At 69.4% G+C, this 23,630-nt stretch carries 17 protein-coding genes and 1 pseudogene; 11 read left to right on the top strand and 7 right to left on the bottom strand.

Going from position 1 to position 23,630, the window contains the following annotated elements; genetic code table 11:
• Positions 1-112 precede the first annotated feature (112 nt).
• The gene (locus CRP56_RS40065) at positions 113-2,464 is read left to right on the top strand and encodes an NACHT domain-containing protein (RefSeq protein WP_097272611.1); all 2,352 of its coding nucleotides are present in this window, start codon (positions 113-115) and stop codon (positions 2,462-2,464) included.
• A 4-nt stretch (positions 2,465-2,468) separates the two neighbouring features.
• On the opposite strand, the gene CRP56_RS40070 is transcribed toward CRP56_RS40065, so the two are convergent.
• Both CRP56_RS40070 and CRP56_RS40075 read right to left on the bottom strand, forming a co-directional pair.
• Positions 2,469-3,200, bottom strand: coding sequence for a glycoside hydrolase family 16 protein (locus CRP56_RS40070; protein ID WP_257041605.1), 732 nt, complete (start codon positions 3,198-3,200; stop codon positions 2,469-2,471).
• A gap of 169 nt (positions 3,201-3,369) precedes the next feature.
• Positions 3,370-4,260 carry a helix-turn-helix transcriptional regulator gene (locus tag CRP56_RS40075; RefSeq protein ID WP_097272613.1) on the bottom strand — a complete coding sequence of 297 codons (891 nt, stop codon included), beginning with the start codon at positions 4,258-4,260 and terminating at the stop codon, positions 3,370-3,372.
• Positions 4,261-4,418: 158 nt separating this feature from the next.
• Here CRP56_RS40075 and CRP56_RS40080 point away from each other — a divergent pair, with 158 nt between their 5' ends.
• The 7 genes from CRP56_RS40080 to CRP56_RS40110 all read left to right on the top strand — a co-directional run bounded on the left by CRP56_RS40080 (position 4,419) and on the right by CRP56_RS40110 (position 12,792).
• Complete coding sequence (locus tag CRP56_RS40080; RefSeq protein ID WP_179851240.1) at positions 4,419-4,622, top strand: SDR family NAD(P)-dependent oxidoreductase; 204 nt, start codon at positions 4,419-4,421, stop codon at positions 4,620-4,622.
• Between the two features lie 29 nt (positions 4,623-4,651).
• The gene (locus CRP56_RS40085; RefSeq protein ID WP_097272615.1) at positions 4,652-4,882 is read left to right on the top strand and encodes a tautomerase family protein; all 231 of its coding nucleotides are present in this window, start codon (positions 4,652-4,654) and stop codon (positions 4,880-4,882) included.
• 58 nt (positions 4,883-4,940) lie between these two features.
• Positions 4,941-5,891, top strand: a complete 951-nt coding sequence (locus CRP56_RS40090) for a helix-turn-helix domain-containing protein (protein ID WP_097272617.1) — start codon at positions 4,941-4,943, stop codon at positions 5,889-5,891.
• 205 nt (positions 5,892-6,096) lie between these two features.
• Entirely contained in the window at positions 6,097-7,887 is a 1,791-nt protein-coding gene (locus CRP56_RS40095; RefSeq protein WP_097272619.1) for an FAD-dependent oxidoreductase, read from the top strand.
• A 3-nt stretch (positions 7,888-7,890) separates the two neighbouring features.
• Entirely contained in the window at positions 7,891-8,946 is a 1,056-nt protein-coding gene (locus tag CRP56_RS40100; RefSeq protein ID WP_097272621.1) for a maleylacetate reductase, read from the top strand.
• Positions 8,943-9,839: an intradiol ring-cleavage dioxygenase gene (locus CRP56_RS40105; RefSeq protein ID WP_097272623.1), complete on the top strand. Its 897-nt coding sequence runs from the start codon at positions 8,943-8,945 to the stop codon at positions 9,837-9,839. The genes CRP56_RS40100 and CRP56_RS40105 overlap by 4 nt, the downstream gene beginning before the upstream one ends.
• A 265-nt stretch (positions 9,840-10,104) precedes the next feature.
• Positions 10,105-12,792 (top strand): RICIN domain-containing protein, encoded by a 2,688-nt coding sequence (locus CRP56_RS40110; protein WP_097272625.1) that lies wholly within the window; start codon positions 10,105-10,107, stop codon positions 12,790-12,792.
• A gap of 76 nt (positions 12,793-12,868) precedes the next feature.
• On the opposite strand, the gene CRP56_RS40115 is transcribed toward CRP56_RS40110, so the two are convergent.
• Positions 12,869-14,920, bottom strand: a complete 2,052-nt coding sequence (locus CRP56_RS40115; protein ID WP_097272627.1) for a family 43 glycosylhydrolase — start codon at positions 14,918-14,920, stop codon at positions 12,869-12,871.
• A gap of 588 nt (positions 14,921-15,508) precedes the next feature.
• On the opposite strand from CRP56_RS40115, the gene CRP56_RS40120 reads away from it, so the two are divergent.
• Positions 15,509-16,306 carry a FadR/GntR family transcriptional regulator gene (locus CRP56_RS40120; protein WP_097272629.1) on the top strand — a complete coding sequence of 266 codons (798 nt, stop codon included), beginning with the start codon at positions 15,509-15,511 and terminating at the stop codon, positions 16,304-16,306.
• A gap of 256 nt (positions 16,307-16,562) precedes the next feature.
• On the opposite strand, the gene CRP56_RS40125 is transcribed toward CRP56_RS40120, so the two are convergent.
• Positions 16,563-17,486: an LAETG motif-containing sortase-dependent surface protein gene (locus CRP56_RS40125; protein WP_097272631.1), complete on the bottom strand. Its 924-nt coding sequence runs from the start codon at positions 17,484-17,486 to the stop codon at positions 16,563-16,565.
• A gap of 352 nt (positions 17,487-17,838) precedes the next feature.
• On the opposite strand from CRP56_RS40125, the gene CRP56_RS40130 reads away from it, so the two are divergent.
• Positions 17,839-18,186 (top strand): DUF4260 family protein, encoded by a 348-nt coding sequence (locus CRP56_RS40130; RefSeq protein WP_097272633.1) that lies wholly within the window; start codon positions 17,839-17,841, stop codon positions 18,184-18,186.
• Between the two features lie 210 nt (positions 18,187-18,396).
• Here CRP56_RS40130 and CRP56_RS49360 read toward each other — a convergent pair.
• A pseudogene (locus CRP56_RS49360) lies at positions 18,397-18,596 on the bottom strand (hypothetical protein); the annotation flags it as partial.
• Positions 18,597-18,903: 307 nt separating this feature from the next.
• Here CRP56_RS49360 and CRP56_RS40140 point away from each other — a divergent pair.
• Positions 18,904-21,543 (top strand): glycosyl hydrolase, encoded by a 2,640-nt coding sequence (locus CRP56_RS40140; RefSeq protein ID WP_097272635.1) that lies wholly within the window; start codon positions 18,904-18,906, stop codon positions 21,541-21,543.
• Between the two features lie 44 nt (positions 21,544-21,587).
• On the opposite strand, the gene CRP56_RS40145 is transcribed toward CRP56_RS40140, so the two are convergent.
• Positions 21,588-21,845: an acetyl-CoA synthetase gene (locus CRP56_RS40145; protein WP_257041610.1), complete on the bottom strand. Its 258-nt coding sequence runs from the start codon at positions 21,843-21,845 to the stop codon at positions 21,588-21,590.
• Between the two features lie 362 nt (positions 21,846-22,207).
• Positions 22,208-23,425, bottom strand: a complete 1,218-nt coding sequence (locus CRP56_RS40155; protein ID WP_097272641.1) for an MFS transporter — start codon at positions 23,423-23,425, stop codon at positions 22,208-22,210.
• Between the last annotated feature and the right edge of the window lie 205 nt (positions 23,426-23,630).

Genomic DNA, 23,630 nt, shown 5'->3' on the forward strand with positions numbered 1-23,630 from the left:
CACAGCTTCGCGAATCCGGTGGCCTCGACACGCCGACATTGTCACACTCCGTCATGTGCCGGGAAATACAGGGGAGTTGAAGCCGAAATGGCTGGCAGCGCTTGGTGTCTTCGTGTTGATGTTGATCGCGGGGTTCTGGGCCGCCTTCACCTTCGTCGAGAATGAGAAGCTGCTCGACGGTGTCGTCGCCGTCGCGGGGACGCTGCTGGTGGCGCCGTTGCTCTGGGCAGGTCGCATCCTGGCGGAGAACAGCAGGTCCACAGGCGATGACGCCTCCGAGCTGTTGGCGAAAGCGGCCGAGGCGCTGGCGAAGGAGGCCAGTGCGCTGTACAGGGAGCGGCGGGGAAACCGGCGTCTGGACCAGACAGAGCGTCCCGTTCCGGTTCGCTGGGCGTGGGCTCACCAGGAAGGCGTCGGCCTGCCCGAGGCAGTGGCCGGGCCGGGGGCCGTCGTCGGCACGCCGTCCTTCGCTGTACTGCCCGGCGCCGAGGCCGCCTCGCCGGACACCCTGAACGAGGGGGAGCTCAACGAACTGTTCGACGTCTACGCGGGTATTCGGACCGGGCGCATGGCCGTACTCGGGGAACTCGGATCGGGCAAGTCGGCAGCCGCGGTTCTCCTGGCGGTCAAAGCCCTGGCGCACCGTGAAGGCCTGGGCGAGGCGGCGGACCGTGCACAGGTCCCCGTACCGATCCTGCTCACCCCGTACGGGTGGAACCCGGGGCGGCAGACAGTGGACGAATGGCTCGCCGAACGGCTCGTGAGTGACTTCAAGACCTTTCGTGGGCACCGCTTCGACCCACGAACGCCGACGAGGTTGATCAATGAGGGACGCATCGCGCTGTTCCTGGACGGCTTCGACGAGATCGACAGAGGAAAACGAGTGGCGGCCCTGGAAGCTCTGCACGGGCTCAGTCGCCGGGTCAGGGTGGTGATCTTCAGCAGGAGCGAGGAGTTCACACAGGCGCTGCACACACAGCCGCTGTCCGGGGCCGCCGTGCTCGAGCTTCAGCCGGTGGCCGCCGAGACGGCTGCGGACTGTTTCGCGGACTGGCAGACCGCCGGGTTGCCACCCCGCCTCCGCGAACGCCTGGCGGAACACCTGTGGGCCCAACCTCACGGCGTACTGGGGCAGGCGCTCAGCACGCCGCTCATGCTGACCCTGCTCAGGGACGCGTTCCGTGGCATGGACGCCCAGGAGGCCACGGCAGTCGTGGACAGACTCCTCTCGCCTTCGGAGTTCACCACCGTCGAGGAGATCGACGACTATCTGCTCGATCGCGTCCTGCCCGCCGCGTACCCTCCGAGCCGCCCGGGTGTCCGCACCCCGTACAGCCGGGATCAAGCGGAGCGCTGGCTCGGTCTCATCGCCGCCCGGATGACCGCCCACGGGACTCCCGAGTTGGCATGGTGGCAGATGCATGAGTGGGCCTCCGCCTCGTGGCGGATCGTGGGGGGCGTGATCGGCGGCGGACTCGCCGCGGGACTGGCTTCCGCGCTCGTCTCCCGGTTCACCGACGACCTCGGTGAACGGACCGTGATCGGTTTTCTCCCGGCCTCGGTGGTGGGCGGCGTACTGGGACTCGCCACGGCGATCGTGACCGAACGGCGGGCCACGCGGGTCACTTTCCCCGGCGGTTCCGGTGAAGCCCGGTTCAACCTGGGGATGGGACTGATGGCCGGTCTCGCGGTCGGGAGCGCGGTAGCGCTGACCGTCGGCCCCGCGTCCGGTCCGGCGACAGCGGCGACGGTGGGGCTGGCCGCCGCCCTGACGGCCGGAACCGCGACGGGAATGGCCGCAGGCGGAGAAGGCCTGCCTCCTCCCCACTTCGCCTCTGACCCGAACGCCAAGTCGGTGCAACGGTTTCTGGGCAGGCTGATCGCGGGGAGCCCGGCGGGGCTCGCCGCGGGGATACCGGCCGGGCTGGCCGGCGGCATCCCGCTCGGACTCGCGCAGGGCACACAGCGCGGGCTCGGTGTCGGCCTGGCGATCGGCTGCGCCTATGTCCTCGCGTTCGGTCTCCTCGACGGCTTCACCCGCATCACGCCCGACCAGGACTCCCCGGTCGGCCCGCTGTCCGGCTGGGACCAGGACCGAAGACAGGGCCTGGCAACGGGACTTGTCTTCGGCCTCGCCATGGGTTTCGCCGCGGGACTCACCGACGCCCTCGCCACCGCCCGCCATGATCCGCTCGGTGTCGCGGTACCGGTGGGGCTGATCACCGGAGTGGTGATCGGGGCCGTCACCGGTACCGCGGCCGGGCTCACCGTGTCCAACAGCTGGCGGACCGCGGTCGTGTTCGTGCAGTTGTGGGCGCAGGGGGTGGTCCCGCTGCGAGCCATGCGTTTCCTCGACGACGCCTGCAAGCGGCAGGTGCTGCGGGAGACCGGCCCCACCTATCAGTTCCGGCACACACGTCTTCGGGACCGGCTGACCGTCCTGGCCGGTGAGCAGGAGATCTGAACCCTCACGGGTTGTACGGCGTGTGGGTGATGGAGGAGATCTTGAGGTAGCGGGCACCGTCAGAGGTGGCCCACGTGGAGGAGTCCGGGTTGCCGGGCCAGTCACCGCCGACCGCGATGTTGGCGATGAAGCGCAGGGCCGTCCCGGCCGGGGTCGAGTACCAGGTGGTGCCCGTGATGTTGCCGTCCACGGCGAAGTCGATGTGGTCCGGGAACCAGCTGAACGAGTAGGTGTGGTACGAGTTCGTCCAGCCGGAGGAGTTCGTCCTCGAGAACTGCTGCTGGGCGTTGTTGATGTCGTGGGACGTCTGGTACACGACGTTCGGGTTCTGTCCCACGATCTCGGCGGCGTCGAACTCGGGCAGCCACGGATTCAGGGCCGCCGCCCATACCGCCGGCAACAGCCCCCGCCCGTTGGGCATGTTGGCGGTGAAGCTGTAGGTGCCGTACCCGTACCGCGCCGTCGACTCCACACGGCCCGAGTAGTAGACGCCGCCCCCGGCGTTGTACGCCTTGATCACCAGGGTGTTGCCCTCGTACCAGACGCAGTCCGGCCGGTACGTCTCCAGCTCGTTGTTGGCGGTCCACCTGGCGTTGATCTTGGTCCAGGAGTTGACGGCCACCGGGGTACCCCAGGATGCGGCCCGTGCGGACTGCGTACCCAGCATCAGCGCGGGAGGCACGGCCAGCGCGGCACCGAGTATGCGCCTGCGGCTCGGCCGAGAGGGAAGGGTCATCACAGCTCCATTGCTTGGATGAACGTGGGGGGTTGGGAGCGGTCCCAATGCTCCACTTGTGACTGGACTGTAGGAGTCCGTTTAGTCTTTGACAAGATGTGCCGCAGAGATCGATGCATTCCTTTGGGAGTTGAACGATCCGGACGGCACCGGAGAGCAAGGTCGCTGCTCAACCGTTCTCTCGCTGCAATGGCGGATGCTCGGGCACGGTGGCGCTCAGGTCCTGGGTCCCTATCACGGACAGCAGTTCCAGCTGCTCGGCTCCCCGGCTTCCGGGCGGCGCGGTGAACCAGAGCAGGCGTTGGCGTCCGTCCTCGCTGAGCAGGTTGTAGCAGTCGAGTTCGATGACGCCGAGTGTGGGGTGGACGATCTTCTTGTGGTCCTTGCGGCGCACCGCGACGTCGTGGGTGTCCCAGAGGGCCGCGAACTCCTGGCTGCGGCGGCGCAGTACGGCGACCATCCTGGTGATCTCCGCGTCCTGGCCGCGGCGGGCGGCCGCCGCCTGGAGGTCGGCCACGAACACCCGGGAGTGGTGCGGGTGATCCTCGGACGGATACCGCTCGCGCGCCTGCGGATCGGTGAACCAGCGGTACACGAAGCTGGCCGTCGGGCCGCGGTGTGCCGGGGACCTGCCGAGCAGGTCACGGGCCAGGTCGTTCTCCACCAGGGTCTCGTGCAGGTCGGTGATGACGCGTGCGGGGGTGTTGGACAGCCGGTCCAACAGGCCGAGAAGCGCGGGCTGCACATGCGCCGACGCTGCCTGTGCCGACGGCGGGATCGGCCGTTCGGCCAGGTGGAACAGGTGGTCGCGCTCGTCGCCGTTGAGCCGCAGGGCTCGGGCGAGGGCGGCCAGGGTCTGGGCCGAGGGCTGCACGCCGTTCTTCGCGCTGCCGCGTTCCAACTCGGTGTAGTAGTCGGCCGACAGCCCTGCCAGTTGGGCGACTTCCTCGCGGCGCAGCCCGGGGACGCGCCGGCGCGGGCCTTGGGGGAGACCGACGTCGGCGGGGCGGATGCGGTCGCGGCGGGTCCTGAGGAAGGCGCCGAGCTCTGGGAGGTTCACCCCTTCATGGTCACTCGCGCGCCGAACCGTAGCCAGGGGGTGGCATCCCCTGGGTAAACACAGCCCTGGCTGGGGGCGGGGGACCGGCCGATCGTTGAGGGCGCAGCAGGGCGACGGCGAGAGCGTGGCCCGCCCCGCATTCACCGAAGGAGTCAGTCATGCCTGTCCCCTCTTCCCTCGACGGGCTCGCCGCCCGGGCCCAGCCCCGTGTCGCGATCGTCACCGGCGGCTCGCGCGGCATCGGCCGCCGGACCGTCGGCCGGCCGGCCGCCGACGGGTATGACCTCGTGGTCGGCTGTGATCAACGGACAGCTCGTCCGCGCCAACGGCGGAATCATCTGAACCGCCCCCAGCTCCCTTAACGCCCCGCTCAGAGAAGGAACAACCAGCCATGCCCTTCGCGAACTTCAAGGTCCCCGAGAAGACCCTCACCCCGAAGCAGAAGGAGGAGATCGTCACCCGCACCACCGAGCTGTACGTCGAGATCTACGGCGAGCGCGCCCGCGCCAACACCATGGTGCTGGTCGAAGAAGTCGCCGACGGCGGCTGGGGCATCTCCGGCAATGTGCTGACCCTCGCCATGCTCGGTGAGGCCACACCGACCGACCCCAGCGACACCTGACCGCACCGGCTCACCAGACGAGTTGGGAACCCGGGACCGCGGATCTAGTCTCTGAACCATGCACACGGCACCCCCGGCAGCGCCCCGACCGGCGCAGGTGTTCTCGACGGCACACCTGCCGCCGGCGGAGCGGCTGCGGGCCTGGGAGGAGCACAACGCCGACGCCCTGATCGCCCTGACGTGCCGCACATCGAGTGGCGCGGACTTCCGGGCGCGCGAGGACAACCTCGACCTCGGGCGCGTGCATCTGGCGCGTGTCCGCACCACGGCCCACATGGTCGAGCGTCCCGCCGACCTCATCGAACGGCGGCCCACGGGTTCCGTCGCGATCTACGTCTCGCTGCGCGGGGAGGCGTTGTTCCAGCAGGCCGGCCGGCGGCAGGTCGTCCGCCCCGGCGACGTCCTGGTCTGCGACGCGGACGGCAGCTTCGTCCGCGGGTTCGGCCAGGGGCTGGACGAACTGGCGGTGCGCGTGGACCGCGGTGCGCTGCCGGACGGCGTGCGCGTCGGGGAACCGCTCATCGTCAGGCGTGACGAGAGCAATCCGTACGGCCGCGCGCTCGCCCGCATCGTCGGACGCGCCGTCGGCGTCGCGGGCGGGACCCGGCCGGACGAGCAGGCCCTGGTCGACCTGGCGTCCGTGCTCGTGAGCGACGGGGCCACCCGCCCGCCCGTCGTCCATCGCGCGCTCGCCTGCGCTCTCGTCGAGGACCGGCTGGACGATCCGCGCCTGTCGGCCCCCGAGGTCGCAGCCGCGGTCGGTATCAGCGTCCGTCAGCTCACCCGGGTCTTCGCCGACGCGGGCACGACATTCCCGCGCTACGTCCTCGGCCGGCGCCTCGAAGTCGCCTACGGTCTGCTCACCGGACCGGACGCCGCCGAGGTGCGCACGGCGACCGTGGCGACCAGATGCGGATTCAGCTCGGTCGCGCACTTCTCGCAGACCTTCCACGCCCGGTTCGGCATCACCGCGGGCGAGTTGCGTCGTACGGCCGCGAAGCGGGACTGAACGAAGGAGGGCGAACCACCGTCGCCACAGCGGCGAAGCGGGACTGAACGATAGCGGGCGAACCACCGTCGCCACAGCGGCGAAGCGCCCTCGAAACAGCCGCGTCATACGGATTTCGGCCGTCCGCCACCCCGTCCCGCCCGCTGCGGTCGCGGCGGGGTGCACGCTGCCTTCAACGCACCGCGAGAAGAAGGCGAGGGGCCCCATGCCCGAGTTCAACGACGGTCAGGAAGAGACCGGACTCCCGACCTCGTCGCACGTCGAGACCGATGTCCTGATCGTCGGCTCCGGCCCGGCAGGCGCCTCGGCGGCGCTGTTCCTGTCGACCCTGGGGATCGACAACATCGTGATCACCAAGTACCGGTGGACCGCGAACACACCCCGCGCGCACATCACCAACCAGCGGGCGATGGAGATCTTCCGCGACATGGGCATCGAGGACCAGGTGCTGGCCGACGCCACCGCCCACGACCTCGTCGGGGACACCGTCTTCTGCACCTCCATCGCGGGCGAGGAGATCGGCCGTATCCACACCTGGGGCACCCGGCCCGACCGGGAGGCGGACTACCGGCTGGCCTCGCCCTGCCTCACCGTCGACATCCCGCAGACCTATCTCGAACCGATCCTGGTCAAGAACGCCACCGTCCGCGGCACCCAGACCCGCTTCTCCACGGAGTACCTCTCGCACACGCAGGACGACACGGGCGTCACCGCCCGGGTCCGTGACCGGCTCACCGGCCACGAGTACGACATCCGCGCGAAGTACCTCATCGGCGCCGACGGTGCCCGCTCCCGGGTCGCCGAGGACATCGGCCTGCCCTACGAGGGCGCCATGGACATCGCCGGTTCGATGAACATCACCTTCAAGGCCGACATCGCCTCCTACGTCGGCCACCGGCCGTCCGTCCTGTACTGGGTGATCCAGCCGGGCGCCAACGTCGGCGGTATCGGCGCGGGTCTGGTGCGGATGGTCCGCCCCTGGGACGAGTGGCTCATCGTATGGGGCTACGACATCAACTCCGAGCCCCCCGTGGTCGACGAGACCGAGGCCATCCGCATCGTGCGCCAGCTGCTCGGCATCCCGGACCTCGACGTCGAGATCACCGGCACCAGCCTCTGGGGCAACAACGAGATGTACGCCACCCACCTGCAGAAGGGCCGTGTCTTCTGCGCCGGCGACGCCGTCCACCGCCACCCGCCGAGCAACGGCCTGGGCTCCAACACCAGCGTCCAGGACTCCTACAACCTGGCCTGGAAGCTCGCGGCCGTGCTGCGCGGACAGGCCGACCCGTCGCTCCTCGACACGTACTCGGCGGAGCGGGCGCCCGTCGCGCAGCGGATCGTCACCCGGGCCAACAAGTCCAGCCGCGAGTTCGCCGACCTCTTCCAGGCCCTCGGCGTCCTCGACGCCAAGGACGAGGACGAGATGCGGGCCCTGATCGAGGAGCGCAAGGCCAACACCCCCGAAGGCGCTGCCAAGCGGGCCGCTCTGGTGGCGGCGATGGAGACCAAGAACTACGAGTTCAACGCCCATGGCGTCGAACTCGGCCAGTTCTACGAGTCCGCCGCCGTCGTCTCCGACGGCACCCGCCCCGCGCCGAGCAGGGACGAGGACCTCTACCACGTCATGTCCACCAGCCCCGGCGCACACCTCCCGCACGCCTGGGTCGGCGACAACGTCACCAAACTCGCCCTGATGGACCTGGCGCCGTACACCCGCTGGACCCTGCTCACGGGCATCGCCGGTGAGGACTGGGCCGGCGCGGCCGACAAGGTCGCCCGGGACCTCGGCATCCCGCTCGAAACGGTGGTGATCGGCCCGGGCCGCGAGGTGACGGACCTGTACTACGACTGGGCCAAGCTGCGTGAGGTCGAGGAGTCCGGCGCGATCCTGGTACGCCCCGACAAGCACGTCGCCTGGCGCTCCATGAGCCTCGCCGACGACCCCGCGGCGGCGCTGCGCGGTGCCCTCACCCAGCTCCTCGGAAAGGCCTGACCCGTGCGGTTCACCCACGAGACGTTGCCGCAACGGGTCGTCTTCGCACCCGGCGAGGCTCCGACCGCAGTGGCGGCAGAGGTGGCCGCGCTGAAGGCCACGAAGGTGATGGTCATCGCCTCGCCGACGGAGGCGGCCCTCGCCGACCGTGTCGCCGCGGACCTGCCGGTGGCGGTGCGCCACGACGAGGTCGTCATGCATGTCCCGGTCGACGTCGCCGAGCGCGCCCGCAAGGCCGCGGTCGAAGGAGCCGTGGACGCGCTGGTGTGCGTCGGCGGCGGCTCGACGACCGGCCTGGCCAAGGCGGTCGCGCTGACGACCGGCCTGCCGATCGTGGCCGTCCCCACCACGTACGCCGGCTCGGAGGCGACGAACGTCTGGGGCCTGACCGAGGGCGAGGTGAAGAGCACCGGCGTCGACCCACGGGTCCTGCCGCGCTCGATCGTCTACGACGCCTCGCTCATGCTCACCCTGCCGGTGGAGATGTCCGTGGCCAGCGGCCTCAACGCCCTGGCCCACTGCGTCGACTCCATGTGGGCTCCGCGCGCCGACCCGATCGACCGGGCCCTGGCGGGGGAGGGGATCCGGGGCCTGGCCCTCGGCCTGCCCGCAGTGGCCGCCGACCCGGCCGGGCTCGAAGGACGCCAACAGACCCTCTACGGGGCCTACTTGGCCGCCGTCGCGTTCGCCTCGGCCGGCTCGGGCATGCACCACAAGATCTGCCATGTGCTGGGCGGCATGTTCAACCTCCCGCATGCCCAGACCCACGCGGTGGTGCTGCCGCACGTGCTCGCCTTCAACGCCCCGGCCGTACCGGAGACCGAGCGGCGCATCGCCGAAGCGTTCGGCAGCCCCACGGCGGTGGCGGGACTCGCCGCCCTGCGCGAGGCGCTCCACGCCCCCCGGGCGCTGCGCGACTACGGCATGCCCGAGGACGGCATCGCCCGGGCGGTCGCCCCCGTCCTCGCCGCCGTCCCCGCCGACAACCCAACTGTTGTCACCGAGCAGAACCTCACCGCGCTGCTGCGCGCGGCCTGGGAAGGAAGTGACCCCGCATGACGCTCCACGATGTGTCTCCCGAGCAGGCGGCCCGCGAGGAAGACCTGATCGCGCGCGTACAGCGCTCCTTCGACTCCTGCCAGGACCCGCGCCTGAAGGAGCTCATGCAGGCGCTCGTCAAACACCTGCACGCCTTCCTGCGCGATGTCCGCCTCACCGAGGAGGAGTGGCGGAAGGGCATCGAGTTCCTCACCGCCGTCGGCCATCTGACCGACGACAAGCGCCAGGAGTTCATCCTGCTCTCCGACACGCTCGGGGCGTCCATGCAGACGATCGCCATCAACAACGAGGCCTACGGCGACGCCACCGAGGCCACCGTCGTCGGCCCCTTCTTCGTCGAGGACTCCCCGAGGATCGAGCCGGGCGGGGACATGTCCTTCGGGGCGGCCGGCGAGCCCTGCTGGGTCGAGGGGACCGTCTCCGACGCCGACGGCAACCCGATCGCCGGGGCGAAGATCGAGGTGTGGGAGGCGGACGAGGACGGGTTCTACGACGTCCAGTACGACGATGACCGGGTGGCCGCCCGCGCGCACCTGTTCACACAGGCCGACGGCAGCTACCGCTTCTGGGGCGTCACACCGACGCCGTACCCGATCCCGCACGACGGTCCCGTGGGCAGGATGCTGGCGTCGACCGGCCGCTCACCGATGCGGGCCTCGCACCTGCACTTCATGGTCGAGGCGCCGGAATGCCGCACCCTGGTCACGCACATCTTCGTCCGGGGTGACGAACTGCTCGATTCCGACACCGTGTTCGGCGTCAAGGACTCGCTGGTCAAGGACTTCGAGCAGCGCCCGGCGGGCACGCCGACCCCCGACGGGCGGGTGATCGACGGCACCTGGACACAGGTCCGCTTCGACATCGTCCTCGCCCCCGCCGACCGTCGCGGCTGAAATGAGTACTACTCATATAGGGGCTAGTTCGCTGGACAGATTGAGCAAGATACGGTCGACAGTCGATCGCTAACCAGCTGGTACCTGGGATTATTGTCCGCCGCAGCGGTGTGCATGCCGCTGTGGCGGGCATATGCATGTGTCATCGGTGTTGCTCCGATGGAAAATAAGTCTGCGTCTTGTCTTGACTGGTGTGCCTCCCTGCATCGATAAATGCAACTCAAAGGAAGCGGGCTTCGGAGGAGGGACACCACGGATGAGACCCATGAGACCCCTACGCAGCGGTGGGGGGACGGTCACGGCGCTCGCGGCGGCTGTCGTCTTCGCGGCCGTGTTGCCCGCTACCCCCGCCTACGCGGCCACGACGACCTTCTACGTCGACCCGGTCAACGGCAGTGACAGCAACTCAGGAACCAGCACCGCCTCGGCGTTCAAGACCATCACGGCCGCCAAGGCCGCGGTGCGGGCCGTGAACACGAACATGTCCGACGACATCGTCGTGAACCTGCGCGGCGGCACCTACCCCCTCACCAGCCCGATCTCCTTCGGCACCAGCGACTCGGGCACGAACGGCCACACGGTCGTCTACCAGGCGTACAACAACGAGACGCCCGTGGTCAGCGGCGGCAAGGCGATCACCGGCTGGACCGCGGCCTCGAACGGCGAGTACAAGGCGTCCGTGGGCAGCCTCAACTTCCGCCAGCTGTACGTCAACGGCGTCCGCGCCACCCGAGCCCGCTTCCCCGACGTCGGCTCGGACTTCCAGTTGCAGGGCAGCGACAAGCCCAACAAGCTGCTGAAGGTGCTCAGTTCCCAGGTGTCCAACTGGGACCAGCTGAGCAAGGTCGAGATGATGCTGGAGACGCAGTGGGGCGAGAGCTACCTGCGGCTGAAGTCGATCAGCTCCGCCAACGGCACCGCCAACGTGTCGATCCAGGACCACGAAGCCGGGATCCTGTTCCCCCGCCCCTTCCCGATTCTCTCCAGCGGCTCCCCCCTGCACTTCGAGAACGCCCACGAATTCCTCAACGAACCGGGCGAGTTCTACGTCGACACGGCCGCGCAGACCGTGTACTACAAGCCCCGCCCCGGCGAGGACATGTCCACGGCCACCGTGCAGGCGCCCACACTCGCCACGCTGTTCGACATCAAGGGCACGAGCCTCGCCAGCCCCGCCCACGACCTGCGCTTCTCCGGGATCACCTTCACCGGGACCACCTGGATGGAAGCGACGGACAACGGCTACCTCAACGGCCAGGGCGGCAACTACAACCTCTCGGCCGACACCTCCAACAACCAGTACGTCGGCCGTCCCCCGGCCGGAGTCCAGGCGGCGTACGCCGACCGGCTCTCCTTCACCGGCAACACCTTCACGCAGATGGGCGCCACCGCCCTCGATCTGCACCACGGCGTGCACGACAGCAGCGTGACCGGCAACCTCATCTACGACATCGCCGGCAACGGCATCATGGTCGGCAAGTTCTCCGACCCGACCGTGGAGATGCACACCGTCTACAACCCGCCCACCTCACCGGCCGGCGAGGATGCCCGGGAGGTGGTCAAGAACGTCACCGTAAAGAACAACCTGATCACCCGGATCGGCGAGGACTACCCGGGCACCGCGGGCATCGACGCGGGCTTCGTCAACAGCACCACCATCGACCACAACGACATCTCCGACACCCCGTGGGCCGCCATATCAGTGGGCTGGGGCTGGCAGTCGGCGGCCAACGCCGAAGGCGACAACAGCATCAGCTACAACCGGATCGGCAACGTGATGAACCGGCTGTGTGACTCCGCCGGTATCTACCACCTCTCCAACGACCCGGGCACGGTCATCAACGGCAACTACGTCCACGACGTGCTGCGTTCGCCGGCCGCCTGCGGCTCGGCGGTGTCCGGCGTCTACACGGACGAGGGGTCGAACAACATGACCCTGTCGAACAACGTGCTGTCGCGCACGGACGGGTTCATCAACCAGAACCGCAACGGCTCCAACGTCACGCTCACCAACAACACGACGTCCGGCGACTCGGTGATCAAGGCCACCGGTCTTGAGTCCGCCTACCAGGGGCTGGCCGCCAAGCTCAACCTGGCCTACAACAAGCCGACTTCCGCGTCCTCGGTCTACGGCTCCAACAACCCGGCCGCGTACGGCGACGACAACAACGGCTCGACCGGCTGGTCGCCGACCGGCAGCGACACCTCGGCCTGGTGGCAGGTCGACCTCGGGCAGGCCTACCAGCTCGGGCAGTTCTCCCTGACCACCCGGCAGGACCTGGACCAGTCCGAGACCCGCGGCCACTTCGAGATCCGGGCCTCCGACGACCCGTCCTTCGGCAGCTACACCGTCGTGGGACGCCAGACGGACAACCTGCCGCTCGCCGCGACACTCACCGGCAACATCGACGTCCGCCAGAAGTTCCGCTACGTACGGGTCGCCAAGACCGACGGCGCGTACTTCTTCATCGGGGACTTCAGCGTGCAGCAGGCCGGCGGGGCGCTGGAGGACTCCACCGGTGCGCCGAAGACCAACCCGTCGACGTACTACACGATCAAGAACGTCAACAGCGGACAGCTGATGGACGTCTCCAACGGGTCCACCGCCGACGGCGGGAGCGTCATCCAGTGGCCGAGCAACGGTGGAACCAACCAGCAGTGGAGCTTCGTCCCGGTCAGCGGTCAGCTCTTCAGGATCGTCAACCGCAACAGCGGCAAGGTCCTCGACTTCGGCTGGGCCAGCCACTGGAGGGGGACCGCGGTGCAGCAGTACGGCTACAACGGCGGCAACAACCAGCTGTGGTACTTCGAGCAGGTCAGCGGCGGGTATGTCATCCGCAACTTCGAGAGCAGGCAGGTCCTGGAGGTGGATGGCGGCTCGACGGCCAACGGAGCCACCATCAGCCAGTACATGCCCCTGAACCAGTCCAACCAGACCTGGACGATCCAGTGACCGGATGACCCGACGCGGGGCAAGAAGGCGGCGGGGCCGGAGAGCCAGAGCTTTCCGGCCCCGCCGCCTGTGCGGGCTAGCCGGTGACGCGGGAGAACGTCCACTGCTGGTTGGTGCTGCCCCTGTCGGAGTACTGGATCAGCGCGGCACCGTCGGCCGTACTGCCTGCGCTGACGTCGAGGACCTTGCCGCTGTTGCGGTTGACCACGACGAACACGCCACCGGTCACGGGACGCAGCTGCCACTGCTGGCTGGTGCGGCCGTCGGCGGGCATCTGCACGACCCGGGCGCCGTCCGCGGTCGAGGACCCCGCCACGTCGAGGACCTTGCCGCTGTTGACGCACATGATGGTGTGGTAGCCGTCGCCCGTGGACTGGAAGGCCCACCGCTGGTTCGGTACGCCCTTGTCGGGCCACTGGATCACGGCGGCACCGTCCGCCTTGGAAGCGCCGGAGACGTCGGCGACCTTGCCGCTGCGCACGCTGACGCACTTGTAGGCCCTGGTGGGCGCGACGGAGTACTGCACCGAGTCGAAGTCGACGTAGCCGGTGTTGTTGGGGTTGTAGGTGTAGAGGCCGACCCGGTCGCCGCGGTATCCGCCCCAGGTGAGTTGGTAGATGCCGCCGAAGGCGGTGTATGTGGTGCCGTCGAGGCTGTAGGAGAACTGGCTGACCCCGTTGACGTCCCAAGTGGTGCGCAGCCACACGGCGTTCTGGGTGACTACCGGTCCGTCGGTCAGGGTGCCGCCGGCGTTGTGCGCGATCGTGGTGGTGGTCCCCGAGCGCCGTACGCCCAACCCGGCGTAGGTGGCGGCGTAGTGGCACAGTCCCGCGTGCTGGCCGTCGGCGAGGCCGGCCAGTTCGAGGCGGACTGTCACCGTCGCGCCGCCCGCCGTGCGCAGCACCCGCTGGGTGAGGGTGTTGCCGACCTTGGTCAGGTTGTCGGCCGCGAGTGGTGCGAACGCCTTGAGCCGGAGGTAGCCGGGGCGTTCGGTGAGGGACCAATAGCCCGCGCGGGGTTGGTAGTACCACTCCCACTGCGGCTTGATGGTGGTGTCGGTGAACAGGTCGCTGGTCACCACGGGAGGCAGTGCGTCGACCGGCAGCCCGGGCGTGCCGCCGACGGGCACCTTGCCCGTCCACACCATGGTGCCGATGCCGTCCGCCCCCACCTGGCCCAGGATCGGCCAGCCGTCCACCCAGGTCACCGGCAGCAGGGACAGCGGCCGTCCCTCCCAGTCGCCGTGGCCGTGATGGGTCACGAAGTACCAAGCGCCGTCCGGGGTTTGCACGAGCCCGCCCTGGTTGGGCTCGCGGTCCACCGAGGCGTTGACGTGTTCGAGCTGTTTGGTCTCGTAGGGGCCGTAGAGGTTGGAGCTGCGGTTCATCATCAGCACCCGGCCTTCGGACTTCACCTCGCTGTACAGGTGGTAGTAGACACCGTTGATCTTGTACAGCTTGTTGGCCTCACTGCCCGACGACTGGTGGATGACCGTGGGGGAGCCGACCAGAGACTTGCCGTCCTCGGACAGCTTGAACAGGTTGATCTTGTAGCCGTCCGAGTAGTGCGAGGTGACCAGATAGCCCTGGCCGTCGTCGTCCCAGAACGGGCACGGGTCGTCCCAGCCGGAGGTCCGCCACACCGCCGTCAGCGGATCCCACGGCCCCTCCGGCGACGCGGCCGAGGTCATGAAGAAGCCTTCGTCGGGGGTGTTGAAGTACACCCAGAACCGGCCCGCGTGGTAGCGGATGGCCCCGGCCCAGACGCCACGGCCGTAGCGGTTCATACGGTCCCAGTTCAGCAAGGGGCCGATCTGGGTCACATCACTGACCGCGCCGCCGAGCGTGCGCCAGTTGACCAGGTCCTTCGAGTGCAGGACGGCCACTCCGGGTGAGTACCCGAATGTGCTGGTGATGCCGTAGTAGTCGGTGCCGACCCGGATGCAGTCCCAGTCGCTGAAGTCGCCCGGGAGGACGGGGTTGGCATAGGTGCCGTCGCCCTGGTCCCCCCACGTCCCGGCGGGAGGTGTGGCTGCCGCGGCCCTGCCGACGGGCAGCAGCCCGGGCAGCAGGAGGGCACCGGTGCCGACTGCGGCGAGCCGGCCGAGCTGTCTTCTGGTGATGTCCACGATGTCCGTCCTTAAAAGGCGTCAGTCCGTGCTCACGGCTTGCCACAGCTGGCTGCCGGCGTTCGTGTCCGTCGTCTGTACGAGCTGGGCGCCTGCTGATGTCGAGGAGCCGGACACCGCAGTGCAGCGGAGAGGGCCGTCGCAAGTGCTGCTGAAACCGTGCGGGTTGGAGAGGCGGAGGGCTTCAACTTCTGCCCTTCCTGCGGTGGTTGCGGGCGGTCGGGATTGCGTTCATGCGGCGGCTCCGGGGTGTTGTCAGCGGGGTGACAGGGGACTTGAGCACGAGCGCCGAGGGGCAGGGGCAGCTGCGGTTGGGGAGGCGGTAGGCGACGGTCGCGGAAGAAATTAGGCGTCCTAGCCAGGGGACCGTCAAGGGTTTGAGCAGCCTTATCCCCCATGATCTATAGCTGATGCCGTATATCGGAGGGAGGTAAAGCCTCGTATATCGCCTATGAGGCCCTATGTTTGACTGATACTCCGCGATGAGGCCTGTGTGTAATGAGTAGTACTCATCATGGGTGGGGGTACGATGAGGCAGCTCCCCATCGCTCAACCGCCCTCGCAGCAGCCGTCCCGAAGGCAGGTCCCATGAACGACACCCCCGCGACCGAAGCCGCCTTGCCGACACAGGTCTCTCCGGCTGCGGCGGTGACGGTGAACGGCGCGGACGCTCGGCCCGGGTATCGGCCCACCTATGAGGTCGTGGCGGAGCGGATTCTCGAATTCATCGCCGAGTCGCGTCTGGTGGCGGGCGATCGGCTGCCCACGGAGAGCGATCTGGCCCAGAGGCTCAACACCAGCAGGACCGTGGTGCGGGAGGCCGTGAAGATCCTTTCGGCGCTCGGCCGGGTCCGGGCCCACAAGGGGCGTGGACTGTTCGTCGCGGACGACGAGGGCATGCTCATCACCAGCCGCTGGGGCGGCTTCTTCCGCCCGGTCGACCTCGACCACGTGCTCATGTTGTTCGAGTTCCGCAGGGTTCAGGAGATGGCCGCGAGCAGTCTGGCCGCCACCCGTGCCACGCCTGCCGAACTGCGCACCATCGAGGTGGCCATGCAGCGGTGCAGGCACGGCTTCGTCCACGGTCAGGTCGATGAGTTCAACGAGGCGGACGAGGCCTTCCACGGGGCCGTGGCCACGGCCTCGCACAATGCCTTCCTCGTCAGCGCGGTGCGTGACGCGCGACGTCTGCAGCGGCAGTCCAGCGCGATCGGGATCCATGACACGCTCGGTGAACGCACCGAGTCCGCGGTCGTGGAGCACGAGGTGATCTACCGGGCCATTCGCGACGGCCGGCCCGATGAGGCGGCCGAGGCGACGGCGGCGCATCTCGACAGGACGCTGGAGGATTACCGGCGGCAGATTCAGCGGCGCCTGTTCGGATAGCGCGCGTAATCGCCCGAACCGCGGTTGGCGGAGTGCGTCGCTCAGGTGGTCGTGACCCGCTGTAGGGCCGAGGTGTCGGCCAAGTGGGTCGAGGTTGGTTCGTGAGTTGGTGACTCGGCGGGGTTCGTCCGGTGATGCGCGGGGTCACTCTGTTGTGGCAGCTCCGCCGCCCAGCCTCCTGCACGTCGGATGGAGGTGTGGGTTGGGCGGAGCTGCGAGACGTCCTACGGTGTGACGTCTTGCCCCGCGGCTGTGGTCAGGAGCGGCGGGTGCGGCGGGTCGTGTAGATCGCGCCGGCGCCGACGGCGATCACCACGGCGGCGCCGCCGGCTATCAGGCCGACCGGTGCGCTGGAGCCGGTCTCGGCCAGGGGCGGGGTGCTGTCGCTGGGCGAGGGCGTCGGGGTGGTGGGCGGGGTCGACTCCACCGGCGGGACGTCCGGGGTGGTGGGCGGGGTGGTCTCGGTGGACGGCTTCGTGGGCGTGGCGGGAGGAGTCGTCTCCTCGGCCGGCGGCTGGCTGGTGGGCGGCGTGCTCGGGGTGTCCGGCGTCGACTCCGAGGGCGTCGGGGTGGGGGAGCCGGGCTTGTCGGGAGTGCAGGCCTTGTCCCCGCCGTTCCACGCGGCGATGAGGTGGTACGGGGTCACGACGTTGTCGGGCTGGTACGGGGCCGGGCCGTGGCCCTCCTCCGTCTTGCCGTCGTAGATGATGTCGTCGCCGTACAGGTCGATCTGCCCATAGCAGTCGGGCGTCTTCACCGTCAGCTTCTGCCAGGTGTGCTTGTCGCTGCCCGAGTCCGCGAGGTCGGCCGCGGTGAGGTACACGGTTGCGTGGTCGACGAGGGTCTGGTGGCCGGAGGTGTACCAGTTGGAGCCTTCGGTGGTGTACTCGGCCAGCGACACCGGGTACTTGCAGTCGTCGCCGACCGTCTGTCCCGGGGCCAGGCGCACCTCGACCGTGCCGGGAGCGGCGTCCCACTGGTGGAAGCCGCCCTGCGAGGTCCAGTCGGCGCCGACCGGCTTTCCGTCTGCGTCGACGATGCGGTACTGCACGGTGGCGGACTGGCAGCCGCCTGCCGTCGTGGCGTGCGCGGAAGCGGCCGCGAGCAGGGGGGTGGCGCAGGCGAAGAGAGCGCTTGCGGCGAGGGCGGCCGAGGTTCTGGAGCGGGGGGAGCGCGTCAAGATCTGCCTCTGTGGATCGGGGGTGTGGGAGGTGGATGGGCGCGAGTGGCCTACAGGTACGGGGACCAAGAAGTCCGGCGACAAGCCACTCACGTCACTTGGCTCACTTCAGACGCAGTGAGCGACTCGAATTCTTGTCCTCTTCCATAACCCCCGTCAAATTTTTGCGAGTTCACCACAAACTCAAGGTCGTGGCGGTCGATTTCGAGGGCTGGGAAGGCACTCGAACCTACGCAATCCGCGCTCTCTGTCGAGGCCAGGTTCTGACCTCCGTCGACGGGCACCTCGGGCAGGGGCGGGGTGTTCGCGGAGGGCCGCCTGACGGACAGGGTCTCGTGACTACGCTGAGGCCATGACAAGCGAGGGCGTTCAAAGCGGCAAGGGGTGGGTGAGGAAAGCAGGTTGGGGCGCTCTGGCACTCTTCCTGATCGCCTTCGCGGGATTCGAGAGCGTCAAGTACGGCCTTACGACGACAGGTGCCGCGCTGGTGTTCTTCGCGCTGCCCGACCTGGCACGGCTGGCGGGGGCCCGCCCACCCGGTCTCCTCTACCAGTCGGTGCATCGCGTGTGGATACCGCTTGCGGTAGTGGTCCTCTACTCCCTCGGACCGGTCGTATGGCCACCACTTTTCACCGCGGGCCTAGGCTGGCTCACGCGGATCGCCATCGACAGAACGCTCGGCAGGGGACTTGCCGCCTGATCCTGATCGGAACGACTCGGGTACCCATGCCGGGTCCAGAGAGTACGCATTACTCGGACGCCCCTCTCCGTTGGTGAACGCCCGGGCGCTGGTGGCCCGGGCGCGGGCGGATGGGGGAGAGGTGGTGACTCAGTCGGTGTAAGGCTGGAGGTGTCGAGTTCCACGGTGATCTCGCCCGGTTCGACGATGCGGTGGTGGTCGGGGCCGGTCGACCTCGGAGTCGGGGAGGTCACCGGTGTTGCGGACCAGGCAACTGAGCTCGACCGTACCGTCGGTGGCGGCCTCTGCGGCGCTCACCTCGAACCCGTCGTGGGCGAACGTCGTGTACGACCGTCCGTCCGTCCGGAGAGCACCCCGGCGAGCGCCGGGCCGCCCTCCTCGCCGGGGAAGAAGGCCTGGACGACGGCGGCGGCGACAGTTCACCAACCATCGGGAACCAGGCGGCTTCCCGACGGTGGAGCCGCCGACGTCGATTTCCGACACCGTCGTCATGAGCAGCCGCATCGGTAGCGAACGGCTGCCCCGCAGCGTCCTCAACGTCATCGTCCGCCCACCCGAGCCACGCCCCCTGAGCGAGATCGTCCGCGTTGCTCGATGACTCCCGGCAGCGGCTTGTGGCAGGTTCCGGTCAAAGGCTTGTCAAATTCCGGACACCCTCTGTCGACGGTGGTCGGGTACTCCACGACGGCTGTACAACCACCCGTTTCGGAGGATCTGGTGTCAGCATCAACCCGTAAGAGACGATGGCTCACGATCTCCGCCATCGCGGCTTCCGCAGCACTCATCGCGATACCCGCCGGCGCGGCGCCCGGCGCAGGCAGCAGTCCCTTCGGGGTGCGTACCGTGGCCCAACTCGCCGCCGCGCGCGAGCAGTCGGTGGGCGCCATGAGGCCCAGCCTGTCGGCGGAGGACGACGACGGCAACGAGGCGGACGAGATAGCGGAGGGTGCGGCTCAGTACGCCGAGGCCCGCACCTCACCCGGTGTCGTCGCACCGGGCGCTTACGGCGCCGCCTGGACGAGCCTGACCAAACTGCCTGGCACCGGCGGCAGTTGGCGACATGTGACCGACCGGCCCTACGACTCCGACGACCCGCGGTACCGCGACTACGCCTCCAACTCCAGTGGTGGCGCGGGTTATGTCACCGGCCGGATGGCCGCGCTGGCGGCTGACGACGACGGGTACGTGTACGCGGGCAGCGCCGGTGGCGGGGTGTGGCGGTCGCGGACGGGTGGCGGGCGCTGGCAGCCCATCAGCGACCGGCTGTCCTCGCAGTCCACCGGAGCGCTCGCGCTCGACGGGGCCGGCCGGCTGTGGCTGGGCACCGGCGAGGCGACCACCAACGCGGACGCCTACCTGGGCAGCGGCGTGTATCTCCTGTCCGACCCGCACCACGGCACGTTCTCCGCGCGCACCCGGGTCGGCGGCGACGAACTGGAGTCCACCACCATCCACCACCTGCGCTTCGGCGGCGGCAAGGTGTGGGCGGCGACCAGCACCGGCGTGTGGAGCCATTCCACGAAGAAGCTCAGCGGCGCCTGGAAGCAGGAGTTCGCACCCAACCCCGACTATCTGCCGGGCGGTTCGAAGGCCGACGACGAGTCGGCCCCGTACAAGAACATCGCCAACGACATCGCGATCGACCCGAAGAACCCCGGCAAGGTTGTGCTCGCGGTCGGGTGGCGCAGCGGGGACGACTACAACGGCTTCTACGCCAAGGTGAACGGCGCCTGGACGCGGATCACGAGCGGCTTCGGTGACCTGCCCACGGACGCGGACGGCGTCGGCAACGTCACGTTCGCCCGCTCCGCCGACGGTTCGCGCTACTACGCCATCGACCAGTCCCCGGAGCAACTGAACACCAACCCCGACAGCGGTCTGGAGGGCATCTTCGTCTCCAAGTCCGGCTCTCCCGCCGGCCCTTGGACGAAGATCGCCGACTACAAGGGGCTTGCCGCGAGCGGCTCGGCACTGACCGACAGCGGCTACATGCCGGGCGTGCAGGCTTGGTACAACCAGTTCCTCACCGTCGACCCGAGCGATCCCGAGCATGTGTACGCCGGGCTCGAGGAGGTTTTCGAGACCAAGGACGGCGGCAGCAACTGGTCGGCCGTCGGCCCGTACTGGAACTTCGGCTTCCCCTGCTGGAGCATCGACCCGGCCAAGCAGACCGGCGACTGCAACCAGACCACCCACCCCGACCAGCACGGCGTCGCGATCGGCCGCTACCACGGCAAGACCTGGGTGTACGTGGGCAACGACGGCGGCGTCTACAAGCGCCCCCTCACCGGCTCCCAGGACGCCTCCGGGCACGCCACCGACTGGACCTCGCTCAACGACGGCACGATGGACACCCTCCAGTACTACTCGGTGGGCGTCGGCAAGGACCCGACGTACGGTGGCCTGTCCGTCACCGGCGGCCTTCAGGACAACGGCCAGTCCATCCTGCGCAGCAACGACAAGGTGATGGGCTCCAACTTCGGCGGTGACGGCGGCGACACCCTCACCGACCCGGCCAACGGCTGCAACATCGCCGAGGAATACGTCTACCTCGCCGTCCAGGTCACCCAGAACTGCGCGGTCAACGACGGCTCCTGGGTCGACGACCCCAGCAAGATCACGTCGTACGGTGTGGCCCCGGCCGACAACGCCACCGGCGAGGCCCGCTTCATCGCCCCGCTCGCGGCCGACCTGAAGGACAGCTCGACGTGGATCGCGGGCGGCCGGCATGTGTGGGTGCAGACCCATGGCTACGCCATCCGCAGCGGCGACGAGTGGAAGAGCGTCTACGACCTGGGTGCCGGCCGCACCGCGACCGCCGTCGCTTCCTCCGGCGGCAAGGTGTACGCGGCCTGGTGCGGCCCCTGCAACAACCAGGGCTTCGCCCGCGGCATCTCCGTCGGCAACGCGGACGGCACCGGCTGGCACGACATCACCCTGCCCGTGGACGGCACCGTGCCCAACCGCTACCTCAGCGGGTTCGGCATCGACCCGAAGAACTCCGCCCACGTCTACCTCGCCGTCAACGGCTTCTCCCGGCACTGGACCGAGGGTCCCGGCGCCGGCGTCGGCCACGTCTTCGAGTCCACCGACGGCGGCACCACCTGGAAGGACATCTCCGCCAACCTGCCGGACGTGCCGACCAACTCCGCGGTCGTCACACCGAACGGCGGCCTCGCCGTCGCCACCGACCTGGGCGTCGTCTACCGCGCCCCGGGCCGTACCAAGTGGCAGCGGGTCGGATCGCTCCCGGCCGTCGCCGTGCTCCAGCTGAAGCTGAGCCCGGACGGCAGCACCCTCTACGCGGCCACCCATGGACGCGGCATCCACACCTTCAAGGTGCGCGACTGCGGCTGACGCACACGCGAGGGTGAACGGAGGGGTGATCCCGGCTCTCGGGGTCACCCCTCCTGCGGGTACGGGACCACTTTGATGTCCAGCGTGAACGCCACGCGTGCCGCGCCCGCCACATCGGGCGCCTTCGCCGAAGCGGTGACCTTGGCGCTGCCGCCCCGGGTGCCCGCGCATCGCAGCGAGGCGTGCGCCGTGCCGTCCGCGTCCACCCGCCATCCCGACATCAGGACGAAGACCGGTGCCGAACTCCGCGCGGCCGTCCACCGCTTGTCGTCCGTACGGGGCTTCAGGACGAGCGAGATCACCGTTCCGGGCCGCACGCACAACTGCCGCCGGACCGGGTCACCCGGCGCGACCGTGACCTCCGTCCGGCCCGCGACACAGTCGGTGGCGGAAGGAGACGGCGTGCCGGCCGAAGGTGTCTCCGAAGGAGACGCCGTGCTGGCCGAAGGTGTCTCCGAAGGAGACGGCGTGCTGGCCGAAGGTGTCTCCGAAGGGCTCCCCGACGGACCGCCCGCCGTCGCTCCGCCCTCGCCTGACGTGCCGCACGCGGCCAGGACCAGCACCGCGACGATCGCGCAACCTCCGGCCCACCACCGCATCCCAGCCCCCTCCCGACGTTCGTACGCTCACCAGCATGCTCCGCCGCCAGGCACGAGATCGCCATTCATGCGCCGAGCGGTGCGGGTGCCGTCGGGCGGAAGAAGCGCGCCGTGAGCACCAGGGTCACGGCGAGGGCAGCCGGTATCGCGTAGGCGATGCGGAAGTGGCCCGTAGCCCCCAGACCCCCGCTCGCGCCGGCTCCCACGAGCACGCCGACGTAGTTGAAGACGTTGAGTCGGGCCAGCACCGTCTCGGGGGCCCCGGGGCGCAGTCGGCCGGCCGCGGCGACGCACAACGGGGTGAGGGCGGCGATTCCGAGGCCCGCGCCGCAGGCCGCGACGACCGCGTACGGCCAGCTCGGGGCCACCGCGAGACCGGTCAGCGCGGCGGCCGCCAGCAGGGCCGCGACGCGGACCACCGCCGCCGCCCCGATCCGGCGCACCATGAGGTCGGCGCCCGCCCGGCCGGTCACCGTGCCCGCCTGGTAGGCCGCGTATGCGAGCGGCGCGGCGGCCAGGGACGCGCCGAGCGTCTGGTGAAGGTAGGCCGTCGACCAGGCCGAGACCGTGGAGTCGACGACGTAGGCGACGAGCAGAACGACGCCGAAGGGGACGAGCCGCGCCCACACCCGCCGCCCCGGGATCTCTTCGTCCGGCGCCGGGCGGTCGCTGGTCGAGGAGGGTGTGGGCGCGAGGGCGTGCGGCCGGACGGTCAGCGCCAGGAGGGCCACCAGTACGGCGTGCGCGGTCAGGACGTACTGGACGGGCCAGCCCAGCCGGGAGAGGCCCGCCGTCAGCAGCGCGGCTGCCACGCCCGCGGCGCTCCACGCGGCGTAGAAGGAGGAGAGGATGCTGCGCCCGTATTGGCGTTCGACGGTGGCCGCGCGGGTGTTGACGGACACGTCGATGGCGCCCAGGGCGAGCCCGAAGAGGACGTAGGCCGCCGAGGCGGCGGCGCGGCCGGGTGACCACGCCACGGACAGCAGGGTGGCGGCCGCGGTCAGCACCGCCGCGCGCATGACGGCGACGGGACCCCAGCGGCGTACGGCGGCCAGGCCCGCGAAGCTGCCGGCGCCCGCGGACAGGGTCAGGGCGATCGTGAGGGCGGTCATCGCCAGGGACGACAGCCCCAGCCGGCCCTCCACGGCGGGCACCGTGGTGGACACGGCGGCCACCGCCATGCCCTGGGCGGCGAACACGGTGGCCGTGACCCGCCGGGCTCCCGCGAGCGAGCCGCCGCTCGTGGACCGGGGCGGAGCGGTCGCTCCGACGGATGCGGTCATGGGGGACCCTCTTCCTGTCACGGACCATGGATCGGCCGGCGTGCGGGGATGGGAGCGGCGGGTGGGAGCAGCCGTAGAAAGCGGACGGGAGCAACCGTAGAAATCCGCACCGACCCGCAGGAGGACACTGACGGCCACACGGGGGACCCTGGCGGCCCGCAGCCCGGCCGTCGGAAAACGGACGGGGTTCGTGGTGCGCCGGGCG

It is taken from the genome of Streptomyces sp. TLI_55, assembly GCF_900206255.1.
Taxonomy (GTDB): Bacteria; Actinomycetota; Actinomycetes; order Streptomycetales; family Streptomycetaceae; genus Streptomyces; species Streptomyces aquilus.